Below are 26,209 nucleotides of genomic sequence, written 5' to 3'. Positions count from 1 at the left end.
ATAAAACTCCGGATGCCTTCACAGGCGCTTCCGGAGTTTTTTTCGAATGAACGATGTTGTCAGGTCAGGATTTAACCCTGCACGGGCGTCAAAACAGCCTGCGGCTCCGGTTCGGGAATCATCTCCTTTTCCGTCCCCTCTCCTAACCGGATATAACGCCCAATAAATTGGCGTATCCTGCGTTCGTACTCTTTTTTGTCCACAAAATAAGCGTTCGCATGCGAAGCCCCCTGCATAGACTTCCTTATCTCCTGCCGCGGCATCCACAAGACGGTGCAGCATCACGTATGGAACAAAGGTATCGCGGTCCCCGTGAATAAACAGAATCGGGAGCTTCGTCCGGGCGACCTGCTTCAACGCTGAGGCTTCTCCGAAGGAGTATCCTGCCCGCAGCTTGCACATCAGGCTGGTTGCCGGCAGCAACGGAAATGGCGGGAGCTTATACATCTGCTTGAGCTGATGGGTCAAAATGTCACGCACTGACGTGTAGGCACAGTCCGATACGATGCACTTCACCTGCCCGGGGAGCTCCTCCCCGCTTACCATCAGCACCGTCGCTCCGCCCATGGATACGCCGTGCAGTATGATTTCCGCCCCGGGTCCGCTGCGGTCAATGACCGTGCCGATCCACCGCATAATATCTCTGCGGTCCGGCCAGCCAAACCCGATGTAATTCCCTCCGCTTTGGCCGTGCCCCCGGTTATCCGGCATCAGCACGTTCATGCCCATCTCATGGTACAGCTTAGCAAAAGCCCCCATTTCCCGGCCCTGGCTGGAATAGCCGTGCACGACGATGGCAGTTTGGCGGGCAGGCGTGGCTGCGGGGATGAAATATCCTTTGAGGGCAATTCCGTCCGAGGACGTCAGCTCCAACGTTTCAACAGGCTGGCTGTGGAGCCACTCCTCCTCAAGCTCCCAGGGGTGCTCTTCTTTGACCAGCGCCGGATCGGCTTCCAAAAACTCCTTCGTGCTGCGTTTGATGCCCACATTATAAAAATAAGCACTTGCCGCGGCCAGCAGCAAAACGATCACGGCCAGGCAAATGATGGCGACCCATACGGCGGTGAACATGATGGTGATCTTTCCCTCCCGGTCTTAGGCGAATATTGGATATGTATAAAATAACATTCCGCAGCACGGCATACAATGGCGGTTCTGCGTCCGTTCCTTTCGGTCACGCAAAAACAGCCCCTTCGGTCCATCACCGAAAGCGGCTGTTCGCTGTGCTGCAGGATCGTGCTACTTTTTGTTCTTCGCCATCGACCGCAGCGCTTCCCGGTAGGCGTTGTCCGTACTGTAGTCCGGCTTTGGCGCCGGCGGCTCCTCCTCCTTGGCCGGCGTGCCTCCGGCGAACTGCCGGAGAGCATCGCGGTAAGCCCGGTCGCCCTGCTGCTCTGCAGCCTGCGGCCTCCGGGTTGTCACCGGCACCGGCTCGGGTCTTCTTACCGGTTCAGAGGTCACCGGTCCGGTGGTTGCCGGCGGCGGTCCCTCCGCCTTCACAGGTTCAAGATGAGCAGCTGGCTCCGCCGTTTCTTGGACGGGTTCCTTTGCCTGCTTTTTCGCTGTTTTCTTGGACATCCGGGCATTGTAAATAAAAAGAAAAACCAGGGCGAGGACAGCCAAAACGATAAAGGCGATAATCATAGCCTGTACCTTACCTTGCTGCCGAGGAGAACCGTCCGGCCAATTCGGCTACGCGCTTGCCTAATGCTCGGCCCAGGGCGAGGTCGTTTTCGCCGGGCAGGTTTTTGGGATCGTCATCCGAAAGCTCCACGGGACACGTCACGCCCACGCCGTAATACGATCCGTACAGGGCGTTCTCCGGTATGTTTCCGGGAAGACCGACGACGATCATGCCGTTGTGAAGCATCGGCGTCAGCAGGTTGATCATGGTGGATTCCACCCCTCCGTGCACAGTTGCCGTCGTGCAGAACACCGCCCCGACTTTGTTGACCAGTTTGCCCTGCGCCCACAGGTAGCCAAGCCGGTCAATCCAATTTTTGAGTCCTGAGCTGATCGTTCCAAAATGTCCCGGACACCCCCATACGATAGCGTCCATATCCTCAAGTTTATAAATGTCCGCTTCATTGACGTGAGCGATCTCTGCCTCAGCCCCGTCTACGCTTTTAGCCCCTTCCCATACGGAACGCGCCAAGGCTTCCGTGTGGCCGTTTTCGCTGTCGTAAACCACGTACACTTTCATGTATAACTCCCCTTTCATCAACTGGATTTCTTATTTATCCCCAGGGCGGCGTTCCTTTATCCGAGCGGCGATCCGGGAAATTCCTCTGCTGAATATGAATGGGGCAATTAGGAGATGCTCTTGGATATCTGTTTTCAATCGATAACTAGGATGCAAACTTTAGGAGGGATCATGCTTATATGAATTCGCGTGCACTGCTGGTCAACGTTGTAGTCGTCATCATCGTGCTCGTCCTGGGCGGCGCGGCCATTTATTACTACAACCAGACGTCCAACTACATTAAAACCGACAACGCCCAGGTCACCGGGCAAGGGGTATCCATCACCGCACCAGCGGCCGGCAAGCTTACGACCTGGAACGGATCCGTCGGTAAATATTACAATTCAGGCGATGTCGTAGGAAGCGTCACTTCCGGAGGTACCCGGGTCGATATTACGTTCCCTGTGAACTCCACCATCGTTCAGCAAACAGCGGTTCCCAATTCTTTTGTATCCCCGGGAACTTCGCTGGCAAGAGCCTTCAACCTGAACAACCTGTGGGTTACAGCCAATATTGAAGAAACCAAGCTGGATAAAATCAAGGTCGGCCAAACCGTCGACGTCTACGTTGATGCTTTTCCCGATACGACGCTAACCGGCAAGATCGATCAAATCGGACTGGCTACCGCGTCTACGTTCTCGCTGTTTCCAACGACCAATTCCAACGCCAACTACACCAAAGTGACGCAAGTTATCCCTATCGTCGTAACCATTGAAGGATATAAAGGCCTCGGGCTCGTTCCAGGCATGAATGCGACCGTTCGAATCCATATTTAGGGGGCTTGTCTTATGGAAAATATACACTTGGGGCGGACGTTGACGGTGCTCATGCTCGGGGCGTTCGTCTCCATCCTGAACCAGACGCTGCTGAATGTGGCGATCCCCCACCTGATGAATGATTTCAACGTGTCCGCAACGACGGTGCAGTGGCTATCCACCGCCTACATGCTGGTGAACGGCGTGCTCGTTCCGGTCACGGCTTTTCTGATTGAGTCCTACGGGACCCGGGTGCTCTTTATTACGGCTATGAGCCTATTCACCATCGGTGCGGTGCTCTGCGCCGTCAGCACCAACTTTCCGCTGATGCTGTTCGGCCGCGTTGTACAGGCCAGTGGCGCGGGGATCATTATGCCCGTCGTAATGAACGTGTTCCTGACGGTTTTCCCGCCCGAAAAACGCGGGACCGCGATGGGCATGATGGGGATTGCCATGATGTTCGCACCGGCGATCGGACCGACGCTATCGGGATGGATCGTGGAGCACTATACGTGGCGGATCCTGTTTTTCATGGTCATTCCGCTGGCCATTCTTGATATTCTGTTCGCCCTGAAGTGGCTGAAAAACATCAACCGCCTGACCAAACCGAAATTCGACTTCTGGGGCGTCGTCTTCTCTACCCTGGGCTTCGGGATCCTGCTGTACGGGTTCAGTTCCGCCGGAGACAAGGGCTGGACCAGTTTTACGGTGCTTGGCTCGCTGATTGTTGGTGCCATATTTATCATCCTGTTTATCGTGCGCGAGCTGAACATGGACTCGCCGATGCTCGATTTCCGCGTGTTTAAATACGACATCTTCTCGGTTTCGACGGTCGTCGGCGGCCTCGTCAACATGACGATGTTCGGGGCGATGCTGCTGCTCCCGATTTACCTCCAGAATATCCGCGGGTTCACCCCGCTCCAGTCCGGTCTGCTCCTTCTGCCAGGGGCGATCCTGATGGGGATCATGTCCCCGATCTCGGGAGCGATTTTCGATAAAATCGGCGCACGGCCCCTGGCCATTATCGGGCTGCTCATCACCGCAGTCATGACCTTTGAATTCAGCCGGTTGACCGACGCTACGTCGTACTCGCATCTGATGATGCTTTACACGATCCGCAGCTTCGGCATGTCACTGATCATGATGTCGGTGCAGACCGAGGGACTCAACCAGCTTCCCTACTACCTCGGAAGCCACGGAACGGCGATGTCCAATACGATGCGGCAGGTGGCCGGGTCGATCGGGACCGCGCTGCTGGTGACGGTGATGTCGACGCGGACCACTTTTCACATCGCGGAATCGTCCACGCTCTATAACGAAGACAATCCGTTCATCATGCAGGATATCGCTGCACTTGGGCAGGAGGTTGCCACCACCGCAGGGGTTCCCGCCGAAACCGGCGTATCGCTGGCACTGCAGTCGGTGCTGGGGCTGGTGTCGTCGAATGCAAGCATCAACGGCATCAATGACGCCTTTATCGTGGCGACCTGGTTCGCCATCGCCGCCTTGTTCTTTTCCCTCTTCCTGCGCCGGGCGCGCAAAGGCAAACGGGCCGGCAGCCCGGCCAAGCAGCCCTAAGCTTCTAGACCCAAAGCGCAGCACCATCGATATTGGACCTCATGATTTGGGGTAATTAACAAAGCCGCTATCCCGCATGGGATAACGGCTCTTTTATTTTTCGGACAAGATTTGCTTTTTTAGTCGTACAAGCAGGGCCCTTCACATAGGATGTAACAATGCGACAGACCGATGAAGGGGGTTTTCTTTGAATGAGTGTATGGATCAGCCATTTCCTGCTTGGCCTTTCCCTGGCCGCTCCGATTGGTCCCATCAATGCGGCCCAGATGGACCGCGGGCTGCGTGGAGGCTTTTTACACGCGTGGCTGGTGGGCCTCGGGGCCATGGTGGCCGACGGAATATTTATGCTGCTTGTGTATTTCGGGGTCATTCATTTTCTTAACATCCCTTTTATGAAAACGTTTCTGCTGCTGTTCGGCTTCTTTATCCTGACTTATATCGGCGTAGAAAGCCTCCTGACCGCAGGAAAAGCGGGTATGGAAACCCGCAGCAGCAATGAATCGCATGTAAAATCCTTCAGCGCCGGCTTTATCATGTCCATCTCTAACCCGCTGTCTATCCTGTTCTGGATGGGGATTTATGGGTCGGTTCTCGCCGACATGATCGCCAAGTACGAAGCCAAAGAGGTGTTCCTGTACAGCTGCGCCATCATGGCCGGTCTCATGCTGTGGGATGTGCTGATGGCACTCGTAGCCAGCATGTTCCGGCGGGTGCTGACGCAGCGCCTGGTCAGCGCGATTTCGGTCATTTCCGGCATTTCGCTTATCGGATTCGGCCTCTACTTCGGATACGAGGCATACCGAATTTTGTTCGGGTCCTGATCGTTCTTGGGCCAGACTCTGCGTGCTCTTCGGTATCGTACGAGCCCTTCTTCGGCCCATCGGTTTTGTTCCAGAAATGACGCATGACCAGCGTAACACAGCCGATCACGACGATAAATCCGAGACTGATAAAAAAACCGGGACGGCTGATTTTATGAAACAGCGTTCCGATCAGCGTCAGGGTGATCAGCGCCATGCCGATATACCGCTTGGCTTTGCCCCATCCGGTCAGCTTCAGCAGCTTGCCGGACGTCACGAGAATAAACATCCAGTTATACAGCAGCATCATGCCCGCGGCCGTCGTAATGTACTCATATACGCTTTTCGGCATCAGCAGAGCGGATACCACGGAAGCGAGAAGCCCCACAGCCGTCAGACCGATGGCCGGCAGGGGCTTTTTGCCTTCCTTCTTCTTGCCCTTGATGAAAAAGGGCGGTGCGTCCCCGTCACTGGCCAGCGTGACGATCATCGTCGTCACCGCAAACAGCGAGGCCGTCATCGTCGAGAAGCCGGCAATAATGAGGACCGCATTAAACAAATGCGGCACAAACGGCAGCTTATAATCGACAAGGGCCACCACAAACGGGCTCTCCTCGGCGGCATAGGATTTCCATGGCTCGAGAATAAGCGCCAGTCCGATGGAAATGACATAGATGGACACTAACAGCAGCAGCATCACTTTGCCAGCCTTCGGCGCGTCTTTGGGCTCCTTCAGCCTCATGGTCATCAGACCCAACGCTTCCAGTCCCCCGTATCCGTAAAAAGCAAAAATGAGCGCTGCCCAAAATCCTGTGAGCCCGCCCGGTATCCAATCCCGCGGAAAAGCAGGACCGTGAGCTTTGGTCGGGAGTACGCCGGATACCGCAAGAATGGCAATGACCATAAACATGAAGATCGCCGCAATTTTTAGCACGGCAAAAATGTTCTCCATTCGCTCGAATCCCTTGGTTCCAATCCAAATGATAAGCAGCCCGAGAACACCATAACCCGCCGCAAAGCACCACATCGGAACCTGCGGAAACCAAAAGCGCGAAAACAGGGCAAGTGCCGTTAATTGGCTCCCCATAATAAGCAGCTCCGACGACCAGTACACCCAGCCGCTGCTGAACCCTGCCCACCGGCCGAAAGCCTTCTTGGCATAGGAGCGGAACGAGCCCTCCATCGGGTCCTCCGCTGTCATTTGAGACAGCTTGTCATAGACCAGATAGGCCCCGAACGCTGCCAGGGCGTACGCAACGACCGCGGAAGGGCCGCCGATCTCAATCGCAATATGAGAGCCCAGGAAAAACCCCGTACCGACCGTGCAGGCCACCCCGAGGAGCGACAGCTGCCACCATTTCAGTTTCTTTTCTTTCGTCTGGGATCCTTGATTCTGTGCCATAAATGATTCCCTCCACGTATTGGTCGAACCCTGTTATCATCCCCTGGAGGTGACATCTTATGTACTTTATGGCGGGCCCCGAAATACCAAAAAACCGCAGCTGCAGGGACTTTTGTCATCCTGCAAACTGCGGCTTTGCAACAATAGATTTATAATTCCTTTTACAATTCGTTACTTCTTGATTCCCCAAGCTTTCAAAATGGCATCATGCACATACGTGTTTTCGTAGACGCCTGCAAACAGCTCGGCTCCGCTGCCCGTAGCCGTCAGCGGCACGTCCACGCCGGAGTGGCCGGAAGTCGTCCAGTCCACATAGAACTGATCTTTCGAGTTCGCGATGGCGAACGGACCGTCTTCCTTCGAGATGCCGTCTCCGGACTCGTCTTTGTCATCCGCCTCTTCAATTGTCAGGCCGCCTGTCTCATGGTCGGCCAGCACAAGCACCAGCGTGTCAGGATGCTTTTTCGCGAATTCCTTGGCGACGCCTACCGCTTTATCCAGCTCCTGGCCGGCTTTGATCGTCAGCTTGGCGTTATTTTCATGCGCCATTTCGTCCGTACCTTCTTCCTCGACCATCAGGAAAAAGCCCTTTTTATTCGTAGAGAGGGTATCGAGCGCCTTTTTCGTCATATCCACAAGCGGTACCGTCGGGTTGTACAGGTCGCCTTGTCCTTCCTCTCTTTGCTGGAACATTTCTTCATTGGCGAACAGGCCAAGAATTCTGCCGTTCTTCGCTTTGCTCAACTCTTCTTTGTTTGTTACAAATTGATAGCCAAGCTGCTTGGCTTTCTCCACCAGGTTACCCTGAGTGCCCTTGCTGCCTTCCGACGGATCTTCAGCAGGCTGGTCCGGATGCGGGCCCGGCGTGCCTTGCGGATACCAGAAGTCCTCACCGCCGCCCAGCAGCACGTCTACTTTTTTCTCCAAGTATTGCTTGGCGATATCGCTTTGCTTCGAGCGGTCCTCCACATGGGATGCGAATGCTGCAGGCGTTGCGTCGGTAATTTGGCTCGTCGTCACCAGACCTGTGGATTTGCCCTTCTCCTTGGCGATTTCAAGCAGCGTTTTGACCGGTTTTTTGTTGGCGTCCACACCGACGGCTCCATTGTAAGTCTTCACGCCGCTGGCAATCGCCGTTGCCGCTGCAGCTGAGTCGGTGACCGTAGTCGTGGAATGGGTGCGCAGAAGTCCAACATATGGCATATCGTCCATTTGCAGCTTGCCGTTAAAGCCAACGGTGCTCAGACGGATGGCATCGCGAGCTGCGGTGCCCATGCCGTCACCGACAAACAGGATCACGTTTTTGGCTTTGCCTGCATTGGGCGATGGGGCTTTCGAGTTTCCTTGGGCGCTGACCGAGCCCGTAAAAATTAAACTTGCCGCCGCGCTCAGGCAGAAAGCGGTTTGAACCAGACGTTTACTGCGTTTCATTCATCATTCACTCCTTTAAAGGATTCTAGCATGTCCCCATTATAGGAGCCGATTGTTAAACGGGATGGCGGAGTTTGTAAAATGTATTTCATCTTTACGAAGAGGCAAGCGGATCGGGGCCGGACAGGCCCAAACTGGCTTCGGGTGAAATCTGTTTTCTTCTGGTCCCCGGATTATGATATATTTCATATCAGGAAGACCTATTTTTCATAGAAGTGGAGAAGGAGGAAACACAATTGGAATTCAGAATTGAGAAAGACACCATCGGCGAGATCAAGGTTCCGGCGGACAAGCTTTGGGCGGCGCAAACCCAGCGCAGCTTTGAAAATTTTGAAATCGGCACGGAGAAAATGCCCCTTGAGCTGATTCGTGAATTCGCTATCCTCAAGAAAAGCGCAGCTCTCGCCAATAAAGAGCTCGGCAAGCTGAATGCAGAAAAAGCCGACGCTATCGTCGCAGCGGCCGACGAAGTGATTGCCGGCAAACTGGACGATCATTTTCCGCTCGCCGTATGGCAGACCGGAAGCGGCACCCAGTCCAACATGAACGTAAACGAGGTCATCGCCAACCGGGGGAACCAGCTGCTTCAGGAACAAGGCAGCGACCAGCGTATCCACCCGAACGACGACGTCAACAAGTCGCAAAGCTCCAATGACACCTTCCCGACCGCTATGCATATTGCCGCCCTGATCGCCGTGGAGGATCAAGTCCTGCCTTCCCTGGTGAAGCTGAAGGAGACTTTCCGCGCGAAGAGCGAGCAGTTTATGGATATTATCAAGATCGGCCGGACCCACCTTCAGGACGCGACTCCGCTGACCTTGGGCCAGGAAATCAGCGGATGGCACCGGATGCTGGAGAAAAGCGAAGGCATGATCCGCAGCAGCCTGGAATCCCTGCGTGAGCTGGCGATCGGCGGGACCGCGGTAGGAACCGGGATTAACGCCCATCCGAAGTTCGGCGAGATGACGGCAGCCAATATCAGCAAGCTGACCGGCAAAACGTTCACATCGGCGGAAAACAAATTCCACGCGCTCACGAGCCATGACGAGATCGTCTATGTTCACGGCGCGCTGAAAGCGCTTGCCGCTGATCTCATGAAAATCGCCAACGACGTGCGCTGGCTGGCCAGCGGTCCGCGCTGCGGCATCGGCGAGCTGACGATCCCGGCCAATGAACCGGGCAGTTCCATCATGCCGGGCAAGGTTAACCCGACGCAGAGCGAAGCGCTGACGATGGTCGTCTGCCAGGTTATGGGCAACGATGCGGCGATCGGCTTTGCGGCGAGCCAAGGCAATTTCGAGCTGAACGTGTTCAAGCCGGTCATCATCTATAACTTCCTGCAGTCCGCCCGCCTGCTGGGCGACGCCATGCGCTCATTCAACGATCATTGCGCCGTGGGCATCGAGCCAAACCGCGCAGTCATCGAGCGCAACCTGAATCAGTCGCTCATGCTCGTGACGGCGCTCAATCCGCACATCGGCTACGAAAACGCCGCCGCGGTCGCCAAGCTGGCGCACAAGGAAGGCTTGACGCTGAAAGAAGCGGCCCTGAAGAGCAACCTGCTCACCGAAGAGCAGTTCGACGCGGTCGTGCGTCCGGAGGAAATGATTCATCCGAAGGAATAGTTCGGGATAGAAGCAAAAAAAGTCGAGTGAAGGTCAGGATTCTCTGAACCTTACTCGACTTTTTTATTTCTATCGCCATACGCCCCTCAGCTTGTCATTGCCCCTTGGTCTGTCCCAGCGGCGGCAACTTTACTGCGCACCACCTGGATTTCCTTCTGCTTTCTAGCGGCGTAATAACGCCGGAAGCGGACGGAATAACCGAGCACGTACAGCACCAGCAGCGAGGCCAGTATGTTCAACACCACAAGTGACACATGCAGATCGAAAAAGTACGTCAACACGCCGGTGCCGACAACCGGTACGATAAACCCGGCATAGCCGGCAAGGTAAAAGGTCGTGATAACCTTTGACCGAGCCTCGGCGTGCGGCAGCTCACCTGCCAGACGCAAGCTGATTTGGAACGTCCAGCCGCTGCCAAGGGCTTGAACCAGCACCCCGATCCACAGCAGAACGATGCTTCCGGTGGAGCCCGAGAAAACGACCAGCCATGCCCCGATTGACAGCAGCGCAATGCCCAGCCGCAAACGGGTAACCGGTTCGTTCGCCAGCGGCAACAATTGCAGCAGGGCCCCTCCTCCAAGCAGCAGCAGGATCAGCAGGCCGGAGACGGACAGGTTGGATGAATGGAGCACGCTTTTCACAAAGGAAGGAATCAGGGACAAAATAATACCATTCAGCGTAAACAGCGTAAAGATCGGCAGGGCGCTGAACGACCAGAAATGCGGGCTGATCTCGGACGGCACTCCCAGCGATATCGGTGCAGGTGCCGCTTTCGGCTTGCCTTTTTGCGCCAGAAAATCGGCATCCTTTAACGTTTCCAGAGCCATCCACGTGGTCACCAATAATGCCGTCAACAGCCAGAAAGGAACGCGCAGCGGCATCAAGTGCAGATACTGAATGACCAGTCCCGTCAAAGCAGGACCGAGACCGAATCCAACCGATACCGTTATACCCGATAAGGTGATGGCCAGCGGGATTTTATCACCCGGCGTCTGCTTCAGCAGAAACGCCACCGCGGTACCGGTAAACGTCCCGTAAGCGATCCCCTCCAGAATTCTTGCGGCATACACGAGCCATGCCTGCTGACTGCCCATAAATACCAGAGTAGCAAGAATGGAGATCCATATGCTGATCCGGAGCACCCGCTTGAGGCCCCAACCGCTTCCCCGGGATCCGGAGACCAGCAGTGACGGCAGCAGGAACAAGGCGTATACCGCAAACAAAATCGTGATCTGCAGGCTGCTTAAATGGTAACGCTCCTGATAGAGCGGAAATAACGGGGACGTAAACGTCGCCCCGATCGACATCATCAAAATGATCCAAAGCATGCGTTTCATATGATCACCCTCACTTTTATTGGAATGTTCGTTCAAGAAAAAGGTATAAAAATCGCCCTCCTCCCTACAAAAGGGAGAAGCAGGCGGTGCGGTAACTACATTTATCTGAACGATCGTTCAAGAAAATTTCAAAAAAATAGGGTTCAGACTCGCTGAAAACTTCCCCATTTCTATTTATCTTTAAAAAACCGTAGACACCGCGACTGCACAAATATCCTCCAGTACGCCGCGATCAGCCGTCGTCCGGGCCATGACATGGACGCCCTGCTTGACGCCGTTCAAAAAACGGGCCAGCTGGCGCGGACTTTGCTTGCTTCGCACCAGTCCTTTGTTTTGCGCCCGCATCAAGAAGCTGAACAGCAGTCCTTCCGTATGCATATAGTGCGCATCGATCCGGCTGGCGACGTTCGGTACATAAGCTACCGCTCCCAGGGTCGTGTTCGTCATGAGGCAGCCGCGCCCACGGGCCGCGTTACTCAGTGAAACGTCCATCACTCTGGAAAAATAACGCTCCAGCTGCTCCTTGGGCGAGTCGCTGTCCTCTTTTAAAATATAGTTGTAATTCTCGTCCGCCCTTGCGCTGAAACGGTCCAGGCAGGCCAAAAACAGCTCATGCTTGTCGCCGAACGTATCGTACAGGCTGCCCCGGTGAATCCCGAGATGATCGCATAAATCCTGGATGGAGGTGCTCTCATAACCCTTCTCCCAGAACAGGTCCAGCGCCTGGTCGACGGCTTTCTCCTGGTCGAATTCCTTGTGTCTGCCCATACCGTAAACGCCCCTTTCTTGATCCTGTTGTGAGGATAACATTTTCTTGAACGTGCAGTCAAGTATTATGCACAAAAACAGGCGGGACGCCCCCGATCTTCACGATCTCCTTAAGGGCGCCCCGACGTCGTATCGCTGCTATGAATGGAAAATGGTCATTTGGCCAAAGCCCGAGGCCGATTATTCGTTATCCTGGGTTGGCTGCTGGCTGAACGCTTCTTTGGCGTCCTCCACCATTTCTTTGGCGAACTCTTCTCTTTGTTTGTCCGGTACCGGCATTTTGTTCAGCTCGGTTCTTTGGACTTCGTATTTGCTAGGCTCTTGATCATTGTGATTCGTCATGTCCGGGTGCACCTCCTTTAATTGCAAAAAACTGCCCAAGTGGTAGGATGCACCAATCCGGTTCTTTTATGCATGCAGCGCCTTCTAGAGCCGCTTAATTGGCCTTTATCAGCAGCGCCTCCGGCCGGTCCAGCTGGTACAAGCTGCGGTAGCGGGGCTCGTTCTCCATCAGCTCGGCATGACTGCCGCGCATCACGATCCTGCCGTCCTCCATAAACACGATTTCGTCCATATGCTCCGCTCCGGCCAAATGGTGCGTCACCCAGATCAGCGACTTCCCCTGCAGCGAATCGAGCATGATCCGGATCAGCTCATTCTCTGTCCGGGGGTCGAGGCCAACCGTCGGTTCGTCCAGTAGGACCACCGGGTTGTTCCGCAGCCAGATCCGGGCCAAAGCGATCCGCTGGCGCTCGCCTCCGGAGAACCGCTGCCCGGTCTCGTGCATCCGGGTATGGTAGCGGTCCGGCAGCGATTCGATCAGCCGGTCAAGCTTCACCTGCCGGGCGGCCCGCTCGATATCCTCCTCGCCGGCATCCTGGCTGCCGAGCCGGATATTGTTGGCCACGCTAGTATCGAACAGATGCGGATTCTGGTTCAGCACGGAAACGATATGGGGCATATGCTCCCCGATCGCCGCGGCCGGGACACCGTTCAGCGTGACCTCGCCTTCGCTGGGGGCAAGCGCCCCTTCCAGCAGCTTAAGCAGGGTCGATTTGCCCGCACCGCTTCGTCCGATGATGGCGACCTTTTTGCCCTGCGGAATATCGAGGGATATATCCCGCAGTGTCCAGGACGAATCGCCTTCATAGCGAAAGCCGGCGCCTTCCACCCGAATATGAACGGCGCCGCCGGCCATCGCTGCGGCTTGATCTCCGCTCACCTGTCCGTTTCCGTATCCGTTCACGTTAGACTCCTCCCCTTCCAAATCCGAGAGCCGCCGCAGGGAATCCCGGTAGCGGGGGAGATGCTCCACGGCTTCCGAGACCGGGAGCAGCGCATCCGTTACCGGGAACACGACAAGCACAAAGGCCGCGATCAGCACGGCCGGCAGCTTCCCGTCCGCATGCATCCCTGCCGCCCAGGCCAGCACAGTCAGCAGGATCAGGCCGACAACGCACTGGGCGGCCAGCTGCCTGAAGCGTACCCAGGTTTGGAGCTTCGCATCCGTTCGGGCAGCTTCCCCGGCCTTCGCCTCGTATGCCGCCAGAAACTGGGCCTCCCGGCCGCTGATCACCCAGTCGCCCATACCCAGCACGGCATCGGTCAACTGCCGGTACATGCCGGCTTTCTGTGTTTTGGCCAGCTTCGTTTGGGCCTTGGTCCTCATCAGGGACAGCCACGGCAGAATACCGACAAGGATGAACATATACAGCGCCAGGACCAGGGCAAAGCGAAGATCCCAGCGGCCCACCGCCGCTGCGGCTGCCGCGTACATGACCAGCGCCGACGCGCCGGGAAACACGGTCCGCAAATACACATCCTGCAGATGCTCGATGTCGGCGGACAGCACGCCCAATACGTCTCCGGCGCGAAACCGCGACTGGACCCAGAGCGCCTGCGGCTCCAGGATCCGGTACAGCCGCTCGCGCATGGAGGATACGATCCGAAGGACCGTATCATGGCCCGCCAGCCGCTCGGCATAGAACAGGACGGCCCGCCCGATGCCGAACGTGCGGACGAGCACGATCGGCACGTATACCATCAGAATGTTCTCCGGGCGCAGCGCCGATTTGGAGATCAGCAGTCCGGAGGTGAACATCAGACCTGCCGCGAACAGCAGCGCGAGACTGCCAAGCCCGATAATCAGCAGGCAGCGTCCCCAGTGGGCCCGGATGTACGGTAATATCCATCCTTCTTTTCTCACCTTACTCCCTCCATTTGCGATCGAATCAAAGCGTCATACGCCCCGCCCTTGCCGAGCAGCCCCGAATGGGTGCCCTCCTCGACGATCCTGCCCTGATCCATCACCAATACACGGTCCATATCGGGCATCCAGTGCAGGCGGTGGGTGGCCAGAAAAACAAGCTTGCCCCGGAACAGGCGCAGCATCGTTTGCTTCAGTTCATACTCGGTTTCAATATCGAGATGGGCCGTCGGCTCATCCAGCAAAATAATCGGCCGGTCGCTCAGAAAAGCTCTGGCGAGCGCCACGCGCTGCGCCTGCCCGCCGCTCAGCTGGCGCCCGCCCTCGCCGATCGGCTCATCCAGGCCACCCGGCAGACTGCGGACCAGCCCGGCAAGGCCGGCAGCTTCCACAGCCTGCAGCGCTTCCTCCCGGGACGCCTCCGGCGAGTAGAACCGGATGTTGTCCAGCAGGGAGCAGCTGAACAGATACGGATGCTGCGGGATATAGGTGATCTGGCTGCGCCACGCTTCACCGGCCAGCGAACCGACCGGCGTCCCGTTCAGGCAAATCTCGCCTGCATCGGGTGCGAGGAATCCGCCCAGCACGTCGATCAGCGTGGATTTGCCTGCACCGCTGGCGCCGATGATGCCGATGGTCGTCATGCCCTGAACCTCAAAGGACGCGTCATCCAGGGAACGAGGGTTCTGAGGGCTCTGCCCCTGCCCTTGCTCCTGCCCGGCCCCATCCATACGGCCATCTGCGGGCCGGTCAGCTCCACTCACCCGTCCGCGTTCAGCACCATCCGTCTCCGGTGCTGAACCGTACGCCTCAGCCTGGTGCTGCACGGTCACCCCCGACAGCGTCAGCCGGCTGAACGGCGACCAGCGCCAATCGGCGCCCGGACCCGGCGCTCCGTCGGAATCAGCCGGCTCTCCCGCCGGCCGGTCCAGGATGGACTGCATCACGGCGCCCGCCTCTTTGCCATCCTGCGTCGCATGGAAATCCGTGCCGACCTGCCGGACGGGCAGGAAATATTCCGGCGCCAGGATCAGCACCGTCAGCGCGGTGACCAGCTCAAGCTGGCCGTTCACGAGCCGCAGGCCAAGGCCGACGGCGACGACGGCCACCGACAGCATCGTGAAGAAGTCGAGCGCGAACGAGGACAGGAAGGCGACGCGCAGCGTGCGCATCGTCGCCGTCCGGTAGCGGTCGCTCACCTTGGCTACCGATGCGCCGTGCTCCCGGCTCTGCCCCAGCAGCTTCAGCGTCTCCAGGCCACGCAGCGAATCGACGAAGTGGTTGGACAGCACCCGGAAGGTGTCCATCTGCTTCTCGGCCTGCTTGCGGGCCGCCAGCCCGATGAGGATCATGAAGGCGATCAGGATCGGCATGGAGACCAGCAGAATGACGCCGGACGTGATGTCGCGGAAAAAGACGTAGGCCAGAATCAGCCAAGGAATGATGGACATGCCTGCCATCCGGGGCAGGATCAGCTCCAGGTATTTGCGGAACTTCTCCGTCCCTTCGAGCGCCAGCGTGACCAGATGGCCCGTGCCTTCGGTTCGCGCAAACCGCGGGCCGAGCCGGAACAGCTTGCGCAGCACCCGCCCCCGGACATCGGCCGCGGTGCGGTCCGCAAACGCGCTGCCGATGTTCTGCTGCAGCAGTCCGAGCCCGTGCCGGAGCAGGAAGGCACCAAGGAACATCGCGATCCTGCCGGTCTGCCCGGATAGCGGCGCCCCGGCGAACAGGGCCGATACGGCCTCGGCCAGCCCTTTGGCCATCATCAGGATGGAGACGCCTTGCAGAACCGTCAGGAGCAGCATGACGGCGAAAACGGGCTTTATCCCTTTGTAACCCAGCAGCTGCTTATCCATTGTGCTCAGTACTCCAGATGGCTCTGCTCGTGAACCCGTTTATGAAAGACGAAATAACTCCAGATCTGATAGCCAAGCACGAACGGCAGCAGGGATAAAGCCACGATCGTCATGACTTTCAGGGAATACGGACCCGATGCGGCGTTGGTCAGCGTCAGGTTGAACGCCTGATCGATCGAGCTGATCATGACGTTCGGGAACAGTCCGGCAAAGAAAAAGGCAATCGTCAGCGCAATGACGGCACCCGTCATGCCGAATGCCCAGCCGTCACGGCGTTTAGCGATGAAGACGGCGGCCAGCACGTAAGCGGCGACGATCACCACGCCCATGACGGTCAGCAGGAAGGCACGGCCCTCAAAAATGTCCGTTTCGAAAAAGGTCATCGCCCCGAACGCCGCGATCAGTACCGCCAGCGGTGCAAGCAGCACCTCCGCCAAGCGGCGGGCCCGCACCTGCAGGTCGCCGGTGACCCGAAGCGTCGTAAACATCAGTCCGTGCACGAGGCAGAGCACTACCATGGTGAGCCCGCCGACCACGGAATACAGGTTGACGATGTCGCCGAAGAAGCTGGCTTTCATCTCCATCGCCTGGTCGATCGGCAGCCCCCGGATCAGGTCGGCGAAGACGACGCCGAGCAGCAGCGGCGGCAGCAGACTGCCGATGAAGATGACGACATCCCACGTTTTTTTCCAAGCAGCGGTCTGCACCTTGCCGCGGAATTCAAAAGCCACCCCACGCCCGATCAGGGCGAGCAGCAGGAGCACCAGCGGTGTGTAAAATCCGCTGAACAGCGTCGCGTACCAGTTCGGAAATGCGGCGAACATCGCACCGCCGGCCGTCAGCAGCCACACCTCGTTGGCATCCCAGAAGGGGCCGATCGAATTGATCAGCACCCGGCGCTCCGTATCGTTTTTGGCGAGAATGCCCGTGGACATCCCGACCCCGAAGTCAAAACCCTCCAGAAAGAAAAACCCGATAAACAGGACAGCTACAAGGACAAACCACAGCTCATTGAGAGACAGCATGCGGAACTCCCTCCTTATCAAATGGATCGGCCGACTCATTCGAATGAGCAGCGTTGTCGGCGTACGGTCCTTTCTTGATGACGCGGACGAACAGATACACCATGACCACCGCCAGAATGGCGTAAATGGCCGTAAAAGCAATGATGGAGAACAATACCTGACCGGCCGTGACGCTCGGCGACACCCCGTCGGCGGTCGTCATCAGCCCGAATACGGTCCAAGGCTGGCGTCCAATCTCCGTCATGATCCAGCCCGACGTATTGGCGATAAACGGCAGCGAAATGGCAAACAGCATCAGGCGCATAAACCAGGTGTTGCGGTTGTCGAGCTTTTTGCGTGCCGCAAGATAGACGCCGTACAAGCTGAGCACAATGAGCAGCGAGCCGCTGGCCACCATGATGCGGAAGCTCCAGAAGGTTGTGCGCACCGGAGGAATGTAATCCCCGGGGCCGTACTGCTGTTCATACTGGGACTGCAGCTCCTTCATCCCCGTCACTTCGCCGGAAAACTTGCTGTAAGACAAGAAGCTGAGCAGGTAGGGAATTTGGAATTCCCCGGTATTGGTCTGATTTTTCGTATCGATAAATGCGGTGACCGTCCACGGCGCGGGATCGCTGCTCGTTTCCCAGAGCGCTTCGGTCGCAGCCATTTTCATCGGCTGGGTCTTCACCAAATATTGCGCCTGCTGATGGCCCACCAGTGCCACGCCGATCGAGGACACAAGCCCGATGATCACCGCGATGACAAAAGATTTTTTGAAAAAGGCGGTATCCTGCTTCTTCAGCAGCTTGTAGGCGCTGACCCCGGTGACCAGAAAGGCCCCGGTCATAAAAGCCGCCAGAATCGTGTGCGGGAACTCCAGCAGCAGCTGGCCGTTCGTAATCAAAGCTAGAAAGTCGTTCATCTCGGCGCGGCCGTTATGGATCGTAAAACCGACCGGACGCTGCATAAAGGAGTTGGCCGCCAAAATCCAGAACGCCGACATCACCGTGCCGAACGCGACCAGCCAGATGCAGATCATGTGGACCTTTTTGGACAGGCGCTCCCATCCGAAAATCCACAGGCCGATAAACGTCGATTCGAGGAAAAACGCAAGCAGCGCTTCGATCGCCAGCGGCGCCCCGAAGACGTCACCTACAAAGCGGGAGTAAGCCGACCAGTTCATTCCGAACTGGAACTCCTGCAAAATCCCTGTCACCACGCCGACGGCGAAGTTGATCAGGAACAGCTTCCCCCAAAATTTAGCCATTCGTTTGTACTCTTCTTTGCCTTTGACGACATACATCGTTTCCATGATCGCGATCGTGAACACCAGTCCAATGGACAGCGGCACGAAAAAAAAGTGAAAAATCGTCGTCGCGGCAAACTGGATACGTGAGAGCATAACTACATCCATCGTCTCTTCCCTCTTTCCTGTCGTTATTCTTAAAACCCGCCTAACAGGTTCCGATAACTTGGCTTCATCGTTTCTTCCTGTATCATGGCAGACTTTGAATCCGAATATTGTGATAAATGTCACAATACAAAGCCCAAATCTTCGATTTTGTGAAATTAGTCACAAAATATTTAAAAATGAGGCCCCTCAAGCACAAAAAAGACGCCCGCACCTTTCGGCGCAGCCGTCCAATTCTTCAGTTCCTCTATATATGTTGCCTGCTTCAGGCTCGTTCGTGAAATCATGCTAGTCCCGTGCCACATAGTATTTATTGGTCATGTACCAGGCATCGCCCTTATCAGTCGGCACTCTGCCCTTCTTCTTGTCCAAAAATACGATTTCCTTGCACTTGGAACAATACCATTTGGTCGTGTAGTATTGGGAAAAGGTCGTGTAAGTCGTACCGCATTTGCAATCGACTTTGAAGTACACCCGATTTTCTTCGTACGCCTTCGAGAGCTGATCCGTGTTGTCGGGCTCCGAAGAAGATACTACGGGCTTGATCAGTTCAGCGTAATTGGAGAACCGATTATGCACTTTAAAATCGGCGACCAGCTCCGGATTCAGGCCGAAAAACTCCTTACCGATCGCTGTGATGAATTTCGCATCTGTGCGATAGCACTCGATCCATTCCTGAATCTGCTTATTGGATAAAGGTACAGTTCCTTTAATGCCGCTATTCAAGGTGTAGGTCATGATGCTCAAATTCTCATTGTCTTCATAGAACATTAATTCGGAAACCTCCTTATGATTTCAATTAATAATGTACTACTTCTGAGGGACAGAATCAAAGTGAGAAATAGTGCCAAGTGCCGGAAATATAAAAAAGCCCCCTTCCGGGGGCCTTCCAAAGCGGGAAACCCGCAGCTGCCGGATGTAGAGCGCTTTAATGCGGCATGCGTGCGGCTTCATTTTTTGTATGAAATTACGACAAAAGGATAACATTTACCAGCCGTTTTGTCGAAATCCGCCTGGTGTAAACGGTTGTTAGCCGCAGAACCAAGTCCGATCATAGACGACGGAATGGGCCGGGATACGGACCGTGTGGGTAGTGTGGATGCGGAACATGATGGTGACGGCCGTCCGCCAGCGCAATCACCAGCAGATCAAACAGTACGAGCGGCAGAATGAAAGGAAAAAACGAGATATGCGCCTTTCCGGGACTGCTCGAGACCGAGGAAACCTTCAGATATACCTTGGAACTGCTGACCTTGACGATCTTACCGTAGAACGTGCTTCCGTACTTCGTCTTGATCTTTACCCGGCGGTTCATATACTTCTTGGCAGCCGAATAATGCTTGGATGTCGTCATGCGTCTCACCCCCTTCACCCCAGCTTATTCCAGCAGAGGCGAAGGGAGCCGGGGCGGAAGGCTATTTCCTGAGCCGGTTGGAGCGGAACATCAGAAAGAGCAGATAAGGCGTTCCGATGACCGCTGCGACAAGACCGACCGGAATTTCCTTGGGGGCGATCAGCAGCCGGCCGACGATATCGGATACGACCATCAACAGGCCCCCGAGCAGCGCCGACAGCACGACCGCGCGCCGGGTATGATGCCCGGTCAGCAGGCGGACGGCGTGCGGTGCCAGCAGGCCGACGAAACCGACCGTGCCAACGGCCTGAACGACGGCGGCCGCGATGAGCACGCCGATCAGCGCTGTGAGCAGCCGGGCCCGCGTCAGCGCCAGGCCAAGACCCTGGGATACGGCATCGCCGAATCCCAGCAGGTCCGCCCGGCGGCCGATCAGCCAGGCCGCAGGAAGCAGGACGATCAGCAGCGCAGCCAGCCTGATCAAATCGCTCCAGCCGCGGGCATAGACGGTGCCGGCCAGCCAGGCCAGCGCCGGAGCAGCCCCCATGCCGGAGCGGATGACCAGGAACTGGATCGCCGCGGCGCAGGCCGCCGACACGGCGATGCCGACCAGCGTCAGCGTGCTGGTCTCCAGCCCCTTCCGCCAGGACAGCACGCCGACCACGGCTGCCGCGCCCACAGCGCCCACGATGGCCGCAGCCGGCAGCCATCCGCCGGAGGCGGCTGGGAAGAGCACGATCAGCAGCAGCGCCCCAACGCCCGCGCCGGAGGTGACGCCCACCACCGAGGCATCCGCCAGCGGATTGCGGACGGTGCTCTGCAGCATAACGCCGGCCACGGCGAGACCGGCTCCGGCCAGCAGCGATACCAGCAGGCGGGGCAGACGCATATCAAGGATGATATTGCGGTACATCGCCTCCCCGCCGCCGCTCAGGACCGCAAGCGTATCGCGCAGCGGGATGCGCAGGCTGCCTGCCGATATGCCGATGACCGATGCCAGCAGGATCAGCACAATCATAGCGGCAAGCAGCAGCGGGTACGGCGGGCGCTTATGCAGCACGCCGGCGCTCATCCCGCCTCCGCCGTCCGCCGCAGCCGTGCGGCTGGCCCGCAGCGCCAGCCAGATCAGCCACGGCGCGCCGAACAGCGCCGTGACGGCCCCCGCCGGCAGCTCCCCGAGCGTGCCGCGGAACAACCGGGCAATGGCGTCGGCACCCAGCAGGATGACCGCGCCCCATAATGCGCTGCCTGGAATGAGCAGCGCATGCCGCCGCATCCCGAGCAAGCGGATGAGATGCGGGGCGATCAACCCCACAAAACCGATCGGGCCCACCACGCTGACGGTGACCCCTGCGAGCAGGACCGCCGCGGAGAGTGCGGCGGTGCGGGCCAGCCCGACCCGCTGGCCCAGCGCCTGGGCGGTCTCGTCCCCCATCTCCAGCAGGTCCAGCTGGCGCCGGAACAGCCATGCCAGAACGAGGACGCCGGTCACCCACGGCCAGCTGTAGGCCGCTCCGTGCCAATCGTTCTGGTTCAGCGAACCCGAACCCCAGACGAACAGCCCATTCGTCTCGTTCTCAAACAGCAGCTGAAGCGCGCCGGTGAACGAGGCGAGCACCAGCGACACGATCATGCCGGAGAGCGCCATCCGGACCGGCGTGCTCCGGCTTGCCCCCGCCAGCAGGTAAGACAACCCTGCGCCCAGGCAGCCGCCGAGCAAAGCCGTGATAAGCGGTGACGAATGAATCAGGGACGGCATAAAGATCGTGCACAGCACCACGGCAAAATAGGCGCCGGCATTGATCCCGAAGGTTCCCGCTTCCGCCAGGGCGTTCCGCGTCACCGTCTGCAGCAGGGCGCCTGCCGCAGCCAGGGCGGCACCAGCCAAAATGCCCATGACGGCTCTGGGCAGCCGCAGGCCGCGAATGGTCTGGTGTTCCGCAATGTTCTGCGGGTGAACGATCGCTTCATACACCGTACGAAGCGGAATATGAAGCTCCCCTTGCGTCAGGCTCAGCGCCAGAAGGATCACCAGAAGAACACCTCCCCCGGCAAACACCAGCAGATTCAGGCTGATTCGGCGGTTTTCCGGCCTTACGGCTGCCTCGTGCCCCGTTATCGGCTCCATCACCGGCTTCATTGCGTCAGCAGACTGACCGCTTTATCGACCAGGATTTTCGCCGACAGCGGGCCGCCGTATACCCACATATCGCCTCCCAGAGGATACGTTTGTTGTTCCTTAACGAAATGCAAGCCGTTCCAGACGGCATTGTTCTTCATCTGTTTCTCGATGATGTTATCATCATCCTGAACCACGTACAGCAGATTCGCATCCTGTACAGGTACCAATGATTCCACTGTCGTCTGGGCATAGCCGTCCTCCGGAAGGGGATTAGGCTGATAGGCATTCTCGAAACCCGCACGCTTCAGCGCGCCCGCAGCAATCGAGTTGTCCGAGTACAGCAGCATGACCGCCGCATCTTGATTCGAAAAGCCTTGGATCAAAGCGTATTTCACATGCTCTTTGCCCGACGCCTTCAGCTTCGCTTTGGCATCGTCAAAGGTGGCCTGCACGTCAGCGAGCACCTTCTCGCCTTCCTCTTTCTTGCCGACGATATCGGCAATCGTCCGGAAGGAATGCTCCATCGTGGCGTATTGATCCTGGGAAGCTTCTTTGGAGTAGTTATCAAAAACTACGGTCGGCGCAATCGCCTTTAGCTGCTCGTATGTATCCTTCACGCGGAAATTTTCCGCGATAATCAGGTCCGGTTTGAGGCTTGTAATCAGTTCCAGACTGGGTTCCTGCCGCGTACCTACATCGATGACGTCCGCCGACAGCCCCGGCTGGGCGTTCACGTATTTCTTATACCCTTCCACGTCGGCGACACCTTTGGGCTGAATGCCCAATGCAATCAAATCCTCCGCGTACGTCCATTCCAGAACGACGATGTTTTTCGGCGTCCCTTTCATCTCGGCGGTTCCCATCGAGTGCTGGATCGTGCGAACTTCTTCCTGTTGGGCCGGTGTGCTTGAATCTCCGCTGCCAGCCTGTGCCGCAGCTCCTTCCTTGGCTTCTCCCCCCGTACTGCAGCCTGCAGTGAATAAAGCGATGAGGCAGCACACGATGAACGGGGCGAGCAGCCCCCGTTTTAACCGGAATGTCTTCATGAACACAATCTCCCTCTCTGCTATGTACTTATTATTGATATTGAGAATCAGTATCAATTAAATATCTAAATGATATTGGTTCTCAATTGGGATGTCAATAGCGATTTTGGGCATGAAAAAGCGGCCTTCCGCCGCATTGGCGGAGCCGCTTTATGTACAGCTTGATAGAAGACCGATTGCCGAATATATTCCGGCCCTTAGCTTAAAGGTTACGGAAGGCCAGTTTCCATGCGGCAATATTGGCGATCAAGGCCACAACCATCAGCACATATACTCCGTAAGTCGAGAAACGGAGTGCAAAATGAAGCCCTGCCATGGCCCCCAAGATCAAAAATAGTAGGAGCATCAGGCCGGCCCTTCCAGATTGCGTTCCTGCCTGAGCAGGTTCGGTAAACGGCATCTCCAAACCCATCAGCCGGAAGCTGATCACGGTATACAGTAAGGTCATGACGAATATGACCAGCAGATCCGGCAGAATTCTGACGCCGAAAATCACCATAAAGATCATGCTCTCCACAATGAAAATCGGCAAAATAAGCTGAGCAATGCATGCTTTAAGCGTGCCTTTATAGATAGGCTCATGATTACGCAGCGGTACCGTACTGAAAATCCACGCCCCTTTCGGCGTGCTGGTGTACTGCAGCATCATGACGGCGCTGGGTATCATCAGGGCACAGAAATACATAAACAAATAAGAGTTACCTGAACGGATCTCCTCCCAGCTGCTGCCCGAATTAAACGTATTAAACATGAAAACAAACGGAAAGATGAGCGAGAGTCCCAGCGAAGGGTACACCTTTAGTTTATAATCCCGCTCCTTCCGGATCATGCCGAGCGCAAAGCGGAAAAACACCTGCTCCTCCCGGCTTCTGCAGATCCAGCGCCCCAGAACATCCGGCCACCGTCCGCCCCTTCCCTTCTTGCGGGCAGTCTGGGTGGACAGTTTCCGCAAATTGGCTTCAAACGAAGGGATCATCCGGACATAAATCCATACGGCCAGGAGCGGCAGGAGGACCGACAATAGGCTGAAAACGATGATCGCCTCTCCCCTATGTCCACCGAACAACCATTCAAACGGAGCCGCAAACCAGACCGGGAACAGAAATACATGCCACCAATGGGACTCATACCCGATCTGCAAATCCACCACATTGAACACTCTGGCGATGAGCTGATAACCAACCGCCATTACCATCGTGAGGCCGATTTGCACATAATTGATGATGTCCTTCAGCTTTTCTCCGTCGAAGAAGCGGAGGACGAGCCAGTACAACAATGCCGTTATCGCGACGATCAGCAGATCCATCAGCACGATCTCCAGCACAAAGATCAAGAAAAATACAATGCCGTGTCGGAACAGGGCGGCAGCAAGCGGTGCGGCCGTAATCGAGCCTGTAATAAAAAACAAATAAATCATGATATGAATGGCCTTGGCCATATTGATCGTCTTAGCGTTCACAGGTTTGGAACCCAAAATGGTCTGGTCCCGAACATCCAGCAATACGGAGGAGAAGTCGGAAATCATCGACGTCGTGATCATAAACATCAAGATACCGAATACGATGCTCATCTGAAAAATAAGGTTGTGACCCATGACCACGAATGGGGTCATGACCACCCCCATCACGGCATAAATCCACAGCGACTTAAGAAACTGGTTCGACAGCTCATCGGGATCAGCAGATCGGGAAGTTTTACCGATGAGTGTCGGCGCCCGGCGGCCATCCATCGTGAGTTTGACCTGTAAAATACGGCGCATCTGCACATAATCCATCCCTGCCTTTTCGAAAAGACCCTTGCAGCGGTCCAGCACAATCAGCGTTTTGAAATCATTCATCGCTGTACCTCTTTTACGATGGACACGATTCGGGCTGCCGTATCTTTATGCTCATGATAACCGGTCAGCTCGGTAAAAATCTCTTCTAGTGTTCCTTCATGCAGCCGTTCCTGCAGCTGCTCGAAGCTGCCGTCGGCAACAACGTTCCCTTCATTCAGCAAAACGATCCGGCTGCTGATCTTCTCCACAACCTCCATAATATGCGAAGAATAAAAGATCGTTTTGCCTTCGGCTGCAAGGCTTGCCAGCATCTCCTTCACCACCATAACGCTGTTTGCATCCAGCCCGCTGAGCGGCTCATCCAAAAAAAGAATGTCGGGATTATGCAGGAGGCTTGAGATCAACAGCACCTTCTGGCGCATACCTTTACTTAAAGAGGATATCCGGTTAAAGTACACCTCTTCTAAGCCAAACTGCTCCATCAGCCGCTGCGCCTTGTGATCGGCAAGCCGCCGCTCAAGACCGTACAGCTCGCCAACGAACGTCAGGTATTCCTGGGCGGTCAAGCTATCGTACATCTCGGCGATCTCCGGAACATAGCCGATCCTAGCCTTATACTCTACCTCTCCGTCCGAAATATCCTTGCCGAAGATGCGAACCCGGCCGCTGTAGCCTTTGACAAGCCCCAGCATGATTTTGACTGTCGTGCTTTTTCCCGCGCCGTTCGGGCCGATATATCCGATGATCTGCCCTTCATACACATCCAGGTTGATGCCCTTCAGAACCTGCTTTCCCCCATAGTTCATTTCGAGTCCTTGGATGGAGATGATCGGCTCATGGTTCGATTCTGGCATAGCAGCTCCCCCTATCATCTTTTATTTCCAAATACTAGCATAGCAGATATAGAGATGGAAGCGGACCATGAATCATCCAATCGCCGTATTTTTTGCCGATAATCGACAACTTTCCTTCGTTTTACGCGTTCTACACAATGTCCGGTTGAATGCACACCAAACCGGCATCATGAAAGGAGAATAACGTTATGGTGACTCCCGGGCCACCGCCCTTTGGCGGAGGAGGCTTTGACTTCTTCGATTTTATGTTTAAAATTTTCCCCTTTATATTCGGCATTGTGTTCATCATCATCGTTGCCAGCATCATTATGAATGGTGCCCGTTATTTCAAAAATGCCCGTACGCCCCGGTCGTCCATGTACGCCCGTGTCATTTCCAAACGGATGGACGTTCGCCATCACAGCGGCAGCCATCATGATAACGGCAGCGGCTTTGTCAATTCCAGCGGCTCCTCCAGAACGTACTATTACATCACCCTGGAATTTGATAACGGGGAGCGGAAGGAATATTTGGACGTGAAGCATCTGTACGGCTTGGTTGCCGAAGGAGATGAAGGGTATGCCGCGGTCCAGGGCGATTGGATCGTCGGTTTTGAACGGGAGGTTGGGCAAACGTCCTAGAACAGTAAAAGCAGC

The 26,209-nt window shown here is 56.3% G+C and carries 23 protein-coding genes; 5 read left to right on the top strand and 18 right to left on the bottom strand.

From position 1 onward, the window contains the following. Positions 1 to 18 precede the first annotated feature (18 nt). The 3 genes from ABID47_RS22905 to ABID47_RS22895 all read right to left on the bottom strand — a co-directional run bounded on the left by ABID47_RS22905 (position 19) and on the right by ABID47_RS22895 (position 2,203). Entirely contained in the window at positions 19 to 1,071 is a 1,053-nt protein-coding gene (locus ABID47_RS22905; RefSeq protein WP_354500163.1) for an alpha/beta hydrolase, read from the bottom strand. Positions 1,072 to 1,239: 168 nt separating this feature from the next. Next, on the bottom strand, positions 1,240 to 1,644 hold the full coding sequence (locus ABID47_RS22900; RefSeq protein ID WP_116233407.1) for a hypothetical protein: 405 nt from the start codon (positions 1,642 to 1,644) through the stop codon (positions 1,240 to 1,242). A 10-nt stretch (positions 1,645 to 1,654) separates the two neighbouring features. Next, entirely contained in the window at positions 1,655 to 2,203 is a 549-nt protein-coding gene (locus tag ABID47_RS22895) for an NAD(P)H-dependent oxidoreductase (protein WP_116233406.1), read from the bottom strand. Between the two features lie 179 nt (positions 2,204 to 2,382). Here ABID47_RS22895 and ABID47_RS22890 point away from each other — a divergent pair, with 179 nt between their 5' ends. The 3 genes from ABID47_RS22890 to ABID47_RS22880 all read left to right on the top strand — a co-directional run bounded on the left by ABID47_RS22890 (position 2,383) and on the right by ABID47_RS22880 (position 5,396). Further along, positions 2,383 to 3,018 carry an HlyD family secretion protein gene (locus ABID47_RS22890; protein ID WP_116233405.1) on the top strand — a complete coding sequence of 212 codons (636 nt, stop codon included), beginning with the start codon at positions 2,383 to 2,385 and terminating at the stop codon, positions 3,016 to 3,018. Between the two features lie 12 nt (positions 3,019 to 3,030). Continuing rightward, positions 3,031 to 4,575: a DHA2 family efflux MFS transporter permease subunit gene (locus tag ABID47_RS22885; protein ID WP_354500160.1), complete on the top strand. Its 1,545-nt coding sequence runs from the start codon at positions 3,031 to 3,033 to the stop codon at positions 4,573 to 4,575. Between the two features lie 191 nt (positions 4,576 to 4,766). Further along, complete coding sequence (locus tag ABID47_RS22880) at positions 4,767 to 5,396, top strand: LysE family transporter (protein ID WP_145027929.1); 630 nt, start codon at positions 4,767 to 4,769, stop codon at positions 5,394 to 5,396. Here ABID47_RS22880 and ABID47_RS22875 read toward each other — a convergent pair. Both ABID47_RS22875 and ABID47_RS22870 read right to left on the bottom strand, forming a co-directional pair. After that, positions 5,338 to 6,777: an amino acid permease gene (locus ABID47_RS22875; RefSeq protein WP_251678323.1), complete on the bottom strand. Its 1,440-nt coding sequence runs from the start codon at positions 6,775 to 6,777 to the stop codon at positions 5,338 to 5,340. The two genes, ABID47_RS22880 and ABID47_RS22875, sit on opposite strands and share 59 nt — an antisense overlap. 171 nt (positions 6,778 to 6,948) lie before the next feature. Continuing rightward, complete coding sequence (locus ABID47_RS22870; RefSeq protein WP_354500157.1) at positions 6,949 to 8,208, bottom strand: alkaline phosphatase; 1,260 nt, start codon at positions 8,206 to 8,208, stop codon at positions 6,949 to 6,951. 236 nt (positions 8,209 to 8,444) lie between these two features. Here ABID47_RS22870 and fumC point away from each other — a divergent pair, with 236 nt between their 5' ends. Continuing rightward, a complete protein-coding gene (gene fumC, locus ABID47_RS22865) occupies positions 8,445 to 9,833 on the top strand; it encodes a class II fumarate hydratase (protein ID WP_076171931.1) in 1,389 nt (462 codons plus the stop codon). An 86-nt stretch (positions 9,834 to 9,919) separates the two neighbouring features. On the opposite strand, the gene ABID47_RS22860 is transcribed toward fumC, so the two are convergent. The 13 genes from ABID47_RS22860 to ABID47_RS22800 form a co-directional block, all read right to left on the bottom strand. After that, entirely contained in the window at positions 9,920 to 11,170 is a 1,251-nt protein-coding gene (locus ABID47_RS22860) for an MFS transporter (RefSeq protein ID WP_354500155.1), read from the bottom strand. 180 nt (positions 11,171 to 11,350) lie between these two features. Next, positions 11,351 to 11,938 (bottom strand): TetR/AcrR family transcriptional regulator, encoded by a 588-nt coding sequence (locus ABID47_RS22855; protein ID WP_354500153.1) that lies wholly within the window; start codon positions 11,936 to 11,938, stop codon positions 11,351 to 11,353. A gap of 180 nt (positions 11,939 to 12,118) precedes the next feature. Next, entirely contained in the window at positions 12,119 to 12,280 is a 162-nt protein-coding gene (locus ABID47_RS22850) for a hypothetical protein (protein WP_181909194.1), read from the bottom strand. Between the two features lie 94 nt (positions 12,281 to 12,374). Beyond that, positions 12,375 to 14,144: a thiol reductant ABC exporter subunit CydC gene (gene cydC, locus ABID47_RS22845; RefSeq protein ID WP_354500150.1), complete on the bottom strand. Its 1,770-nt coding sequence runs from the start codon at positions 14,142 to 14,144 to the stop codon at positions 12,375 to 12,377. Continuing rightward, positions 14,141 to 16,003, bottom strand: a complete 1,863-nt coding sequence (locus ABID47_RS22840; RefSeq protein ID WP_354500148.1) for an ABC transporter ATP-binding protein/permease — start codon at positions 16,001 to 16,003, stop codon at positions 14,141 to 14,143. Before ABID47_RS22840 ends, cydC begins: the two co-directional genes overlap by 4 nt. A 5-nt stretch (positions 16,004 to 16,008) precedes the next feature. Continuing rightward, on the bottom strand, positions 16,009 to 17,028 hold the full coding sequence (cydB, locus tag ABID47_RS22835) for a cytochrome d ubiquinol oxidase subunit II (protein ID WP_354500146.1): 1,020 nt from the start codon (positions 17,026 to 17,028) through the stop codon (positions 16,009 to 16,011). Continuing rightward, a complete protein-coding gene (locus ABID47_RS22830) occupies positions 17,012 to 18,424 on the bottom strand; it encodes a cytochrome ubiquinol oxidase subunit I (protein WP_354500144.1) in 1,413 nt (470 codons plus the stop codon). Before ABID47_RS22830 ends, cydB begins: the two co-directional genes overlap by 17 nt. A gap of 285 nt (positions 18,425 to 18,709) precedes the next feature. Beyond that, positions 18,710 to 19,192, bottom strand: a complete 483-nt coding sequence (locus ABID47_RS22825) for a hypothetical protein (protein WP_116233394.1) — start codon at positions 19,190 to 19,192, stop codon at positions 18,710 to 18,712. A 280-nt stretch (positions 19,193 to 19,472) separates the two neighbouring features. Further along, the gene (locus tag ABID47_RS22820) at positions 19,473 to 19,775 is read right to left on the bottom strand and encodes a hypothetical protein (protein ID WP_354500142.1); all 303 of its coding nucleotides are present in this window, start codon (positions 19,773 to 19,775) and stop codon (positions 19,473 to 19,475) included. A 61-nt stretch (positions 19,776 to 19,836) separates the two neighbouring features. Further along, on the bottom strand, positions 19,837 to 21,903 hold the full coding sequence (locus ABID47_RS22815) for an iron ABC transporter permease (RefSeq protein WP_354500140.1): 2,067 nt from the start codon (positions 21,901 to 21,903) through the stop codon (positions 19,837 to 19,839). An 8-nt stretch (positions 21,904 to 21,911) separates the two neighbouring features. Beyond that, positions 21,912 to 22,943, bottom strand: a complete 1,032-nt coding sequence (locus ABID47_RS22810; protein WP_354500138.1) for an ABC transporter substrate-binding protein — start codon at positions 22,941 to 22,943, stop codon at positions 21,912 to 21,914. A gap of 202 nt (positions 22,944 to 23,145) precedes the next feature. Continuing rightward, on the bottom strand, positions 23,146 to 24,780 hold the full coding sequence (locus tag ABID47_RS22805; RefSeq protein WP_354500136.1) for a hypothetical protein: 1,635 nt from the start codon (positions 24,778 to 24,780) through the stop codon (positions 23,146 to 23,148). Next, positions 24,777 to 25,574, bottom strand: coding sequence for an ABC transporter ATP-binding protein (locus ABID47_RS22800; RefSeq protein ID WP_354500134.1), 798 nt, complete (start codon positions 25,572 to 25,574; stop codon positions 24,777 to 24,779). Before ABID47_RS22800 ends, ABID47_RS22805 begins: the two co-directional genes overlap by 4 nt. Before the next feature lie 188 nt (positions 25,575 to 25,762). Here ABID47_RS22800 and ABID47_RS22795 point away from each other — a divergent pair, with 188 nt between their 5' ends. Beyond that, a complete protein-coding gene (locus ABID47_RS22795) occupies positions 25,763 to 26,194 on the top strand; it encodes a DUF2500 domain-containing protein (protein WP_354500132.1) in 432 nt (143 codons plus the stop codon). Positions 26,195 to 26,209 lie beyond the last annotated feature (15 nt).

It is taken from the genome of Paenibacillus favisporus, from assembly GCF_040545415.1.
In the GTDB taxonomy this organism is placed as follows: Bacteria; Bacillota; Bacilli; order Paenibacillales; family Paenibacillaceae; genus Paenibacillus_AQ; species Paenibacillus_AQ favisporus.
The sequence above is the reverse complement of the archived record's forward strand: the minus strand, read 5'-3'. Positions and strand labels throughout refer to the sequence as shown.

Bases quoted from the DNA above. Each gene is read 5' to 3' on its own strand.
- ABID47_RS22890 (WP_116233405.1), top strand. From the start codon at position 2,383: ATGAATTCGCGTGCACTGCTGGTCAACGTTGTAGTCGTCATCATCGTG.
- ABID47_RS22880 (WP_145027929.1), top strand. From the start codon at position 4,767: ATGAGTGTATGGATCAGCCATTTCCTGCTTGGCCTTTCCCTGGCCGCT.
- ABID47_RS22850 (WP_181909194.1), bottom strand. From the start codon at position 12,280: ATGACGAATCACAATGATCAAGAGCCTAGCAAATACGAAGTCCAAAGA.
- ABID47_RS22860 (WP_354500155.1), bottom strand. From the start codon at position 11,170: ATGAAACGCATGCTTTGGATCATTTTGATGATGTCGATCGGGGCGACG.
- ABID47_RS22825 (WP_116233394.1), bottom strand. From the start codon at position 19,192: ATGTTCTATGAAGACAATGAGAATTTGAGCATCATGACCTACACCTTG.
- ABID47_RS22875 (WP_251678323.1), bottom strand. From the start codon at position 6,777: ATGGCACAGAATCAAGGATCCCAGACGAAAGAAAAGAAACTGAAATGG.
- ABID47_RS22855 (WP_354500153.1), bottom strand. From the start codon at position 11,938: ATGGGCAGACACAAGGAATTCGACCAGGAGAAAGCCGTCGACCAGGCG.
- ABID47_RS22895 (WP_116233406.1), bottom strand. From the start codon at position 2,203: ATGAAAGTGTACGTGGTTTACGACAGCGAAAACGGCCACACGGAAGCC.
- ABID47_RS22805 (WP_354500136.1), bottom strand. From the start codon at position 24,780: ATGAATGATTTCAAAACGCTGATTGTGCTGGACCGCTGCAAGGGTCTT.
- ABID47_RS22815 (WP_354500140.1), bottom strand. From the start codon at position 21,903: ATGGAGCCGATAACGGGGCACGAGGCAGCCGTAAGGCCGGAAAACCGC.
- ABID47_RS22840 (WP_354500148.1), bottom strand. From the start codon at position 16,003: ATGGATAAGCAGCTGCTGGGTTACAAAGGGATAAAGCCCGTTTTCGCC.
- ABID47_RS22800 (WP_354500134.1), bottom strand. From the start codon at position 25,574: ATGCCAGAATCGAACCATGAGCCGATCATCTCCATCCAAGGACTCGAA.
- cydB (WP_354500146.1), bottom strand. From the start codon at position 17,028: ATGCTGTCTCTCAATGAGCTGTGGTTTGTCCTTGTAGCTGTCCTGTTT.
- ABID47_RS22810 (WP_354500138.1), bottom strand. From the start codon at position 22,943: ATGAAGACATTCCGGTTAAAACGGGGGCTGCTCGCCCCGTTCATCGTG.
- ABID47_RS22830 (WP_354500144.1), bottom strand. From the start codon at position 18,424: ATGGATGTAGTTATGCTCTCACGTATCCAGTTTGCCGCGACGACGATT.
- ABID47_RS22870 (WP_354500157.1), bottom strand. From the start codon at position 8,208: ATGAAACGCAGTAAACGTCTGGTTCAAACCGCTTTCTGCCTGAGCGCG.
- ABID47_RS22900 (WP_116233407.1), bottom strand. From the start codon at position 1,644: ATGATTATCGCCTTTATCGTTTTGGCTGTCCTCGCCCTGGTTTTTCTT.
- ABID47_RS22795 (WP_354500132.1), top strand. From the start codon at position 25,763: ATGGTGACTCCCGGGCCACCGCCCTTTGGCGGAGGAGGCTTTGACTTC.
- ABID47_RS22885 (WP_354500160.1), top strand. From the start codon at position 3,031: ATGGAAAATATACACTTGGGGCGGACGTTGACGGTGCTCATGCTCGGG.
- ABID47_RS22820 (WP_354500142.1), bottom strand. From the start codon at position 19,775: ATGACGACATCCAAGCATTATTCGGCTGCCAAGAAGTATATGAACCGC.
- ABID47_RS22905 (WP_354500163.1), bottom strand. From the start codon at position 1,071: ATGTTCACCGCCGTATGGGTCGCCATCATTTGCCTGGCCGTGATCGTT.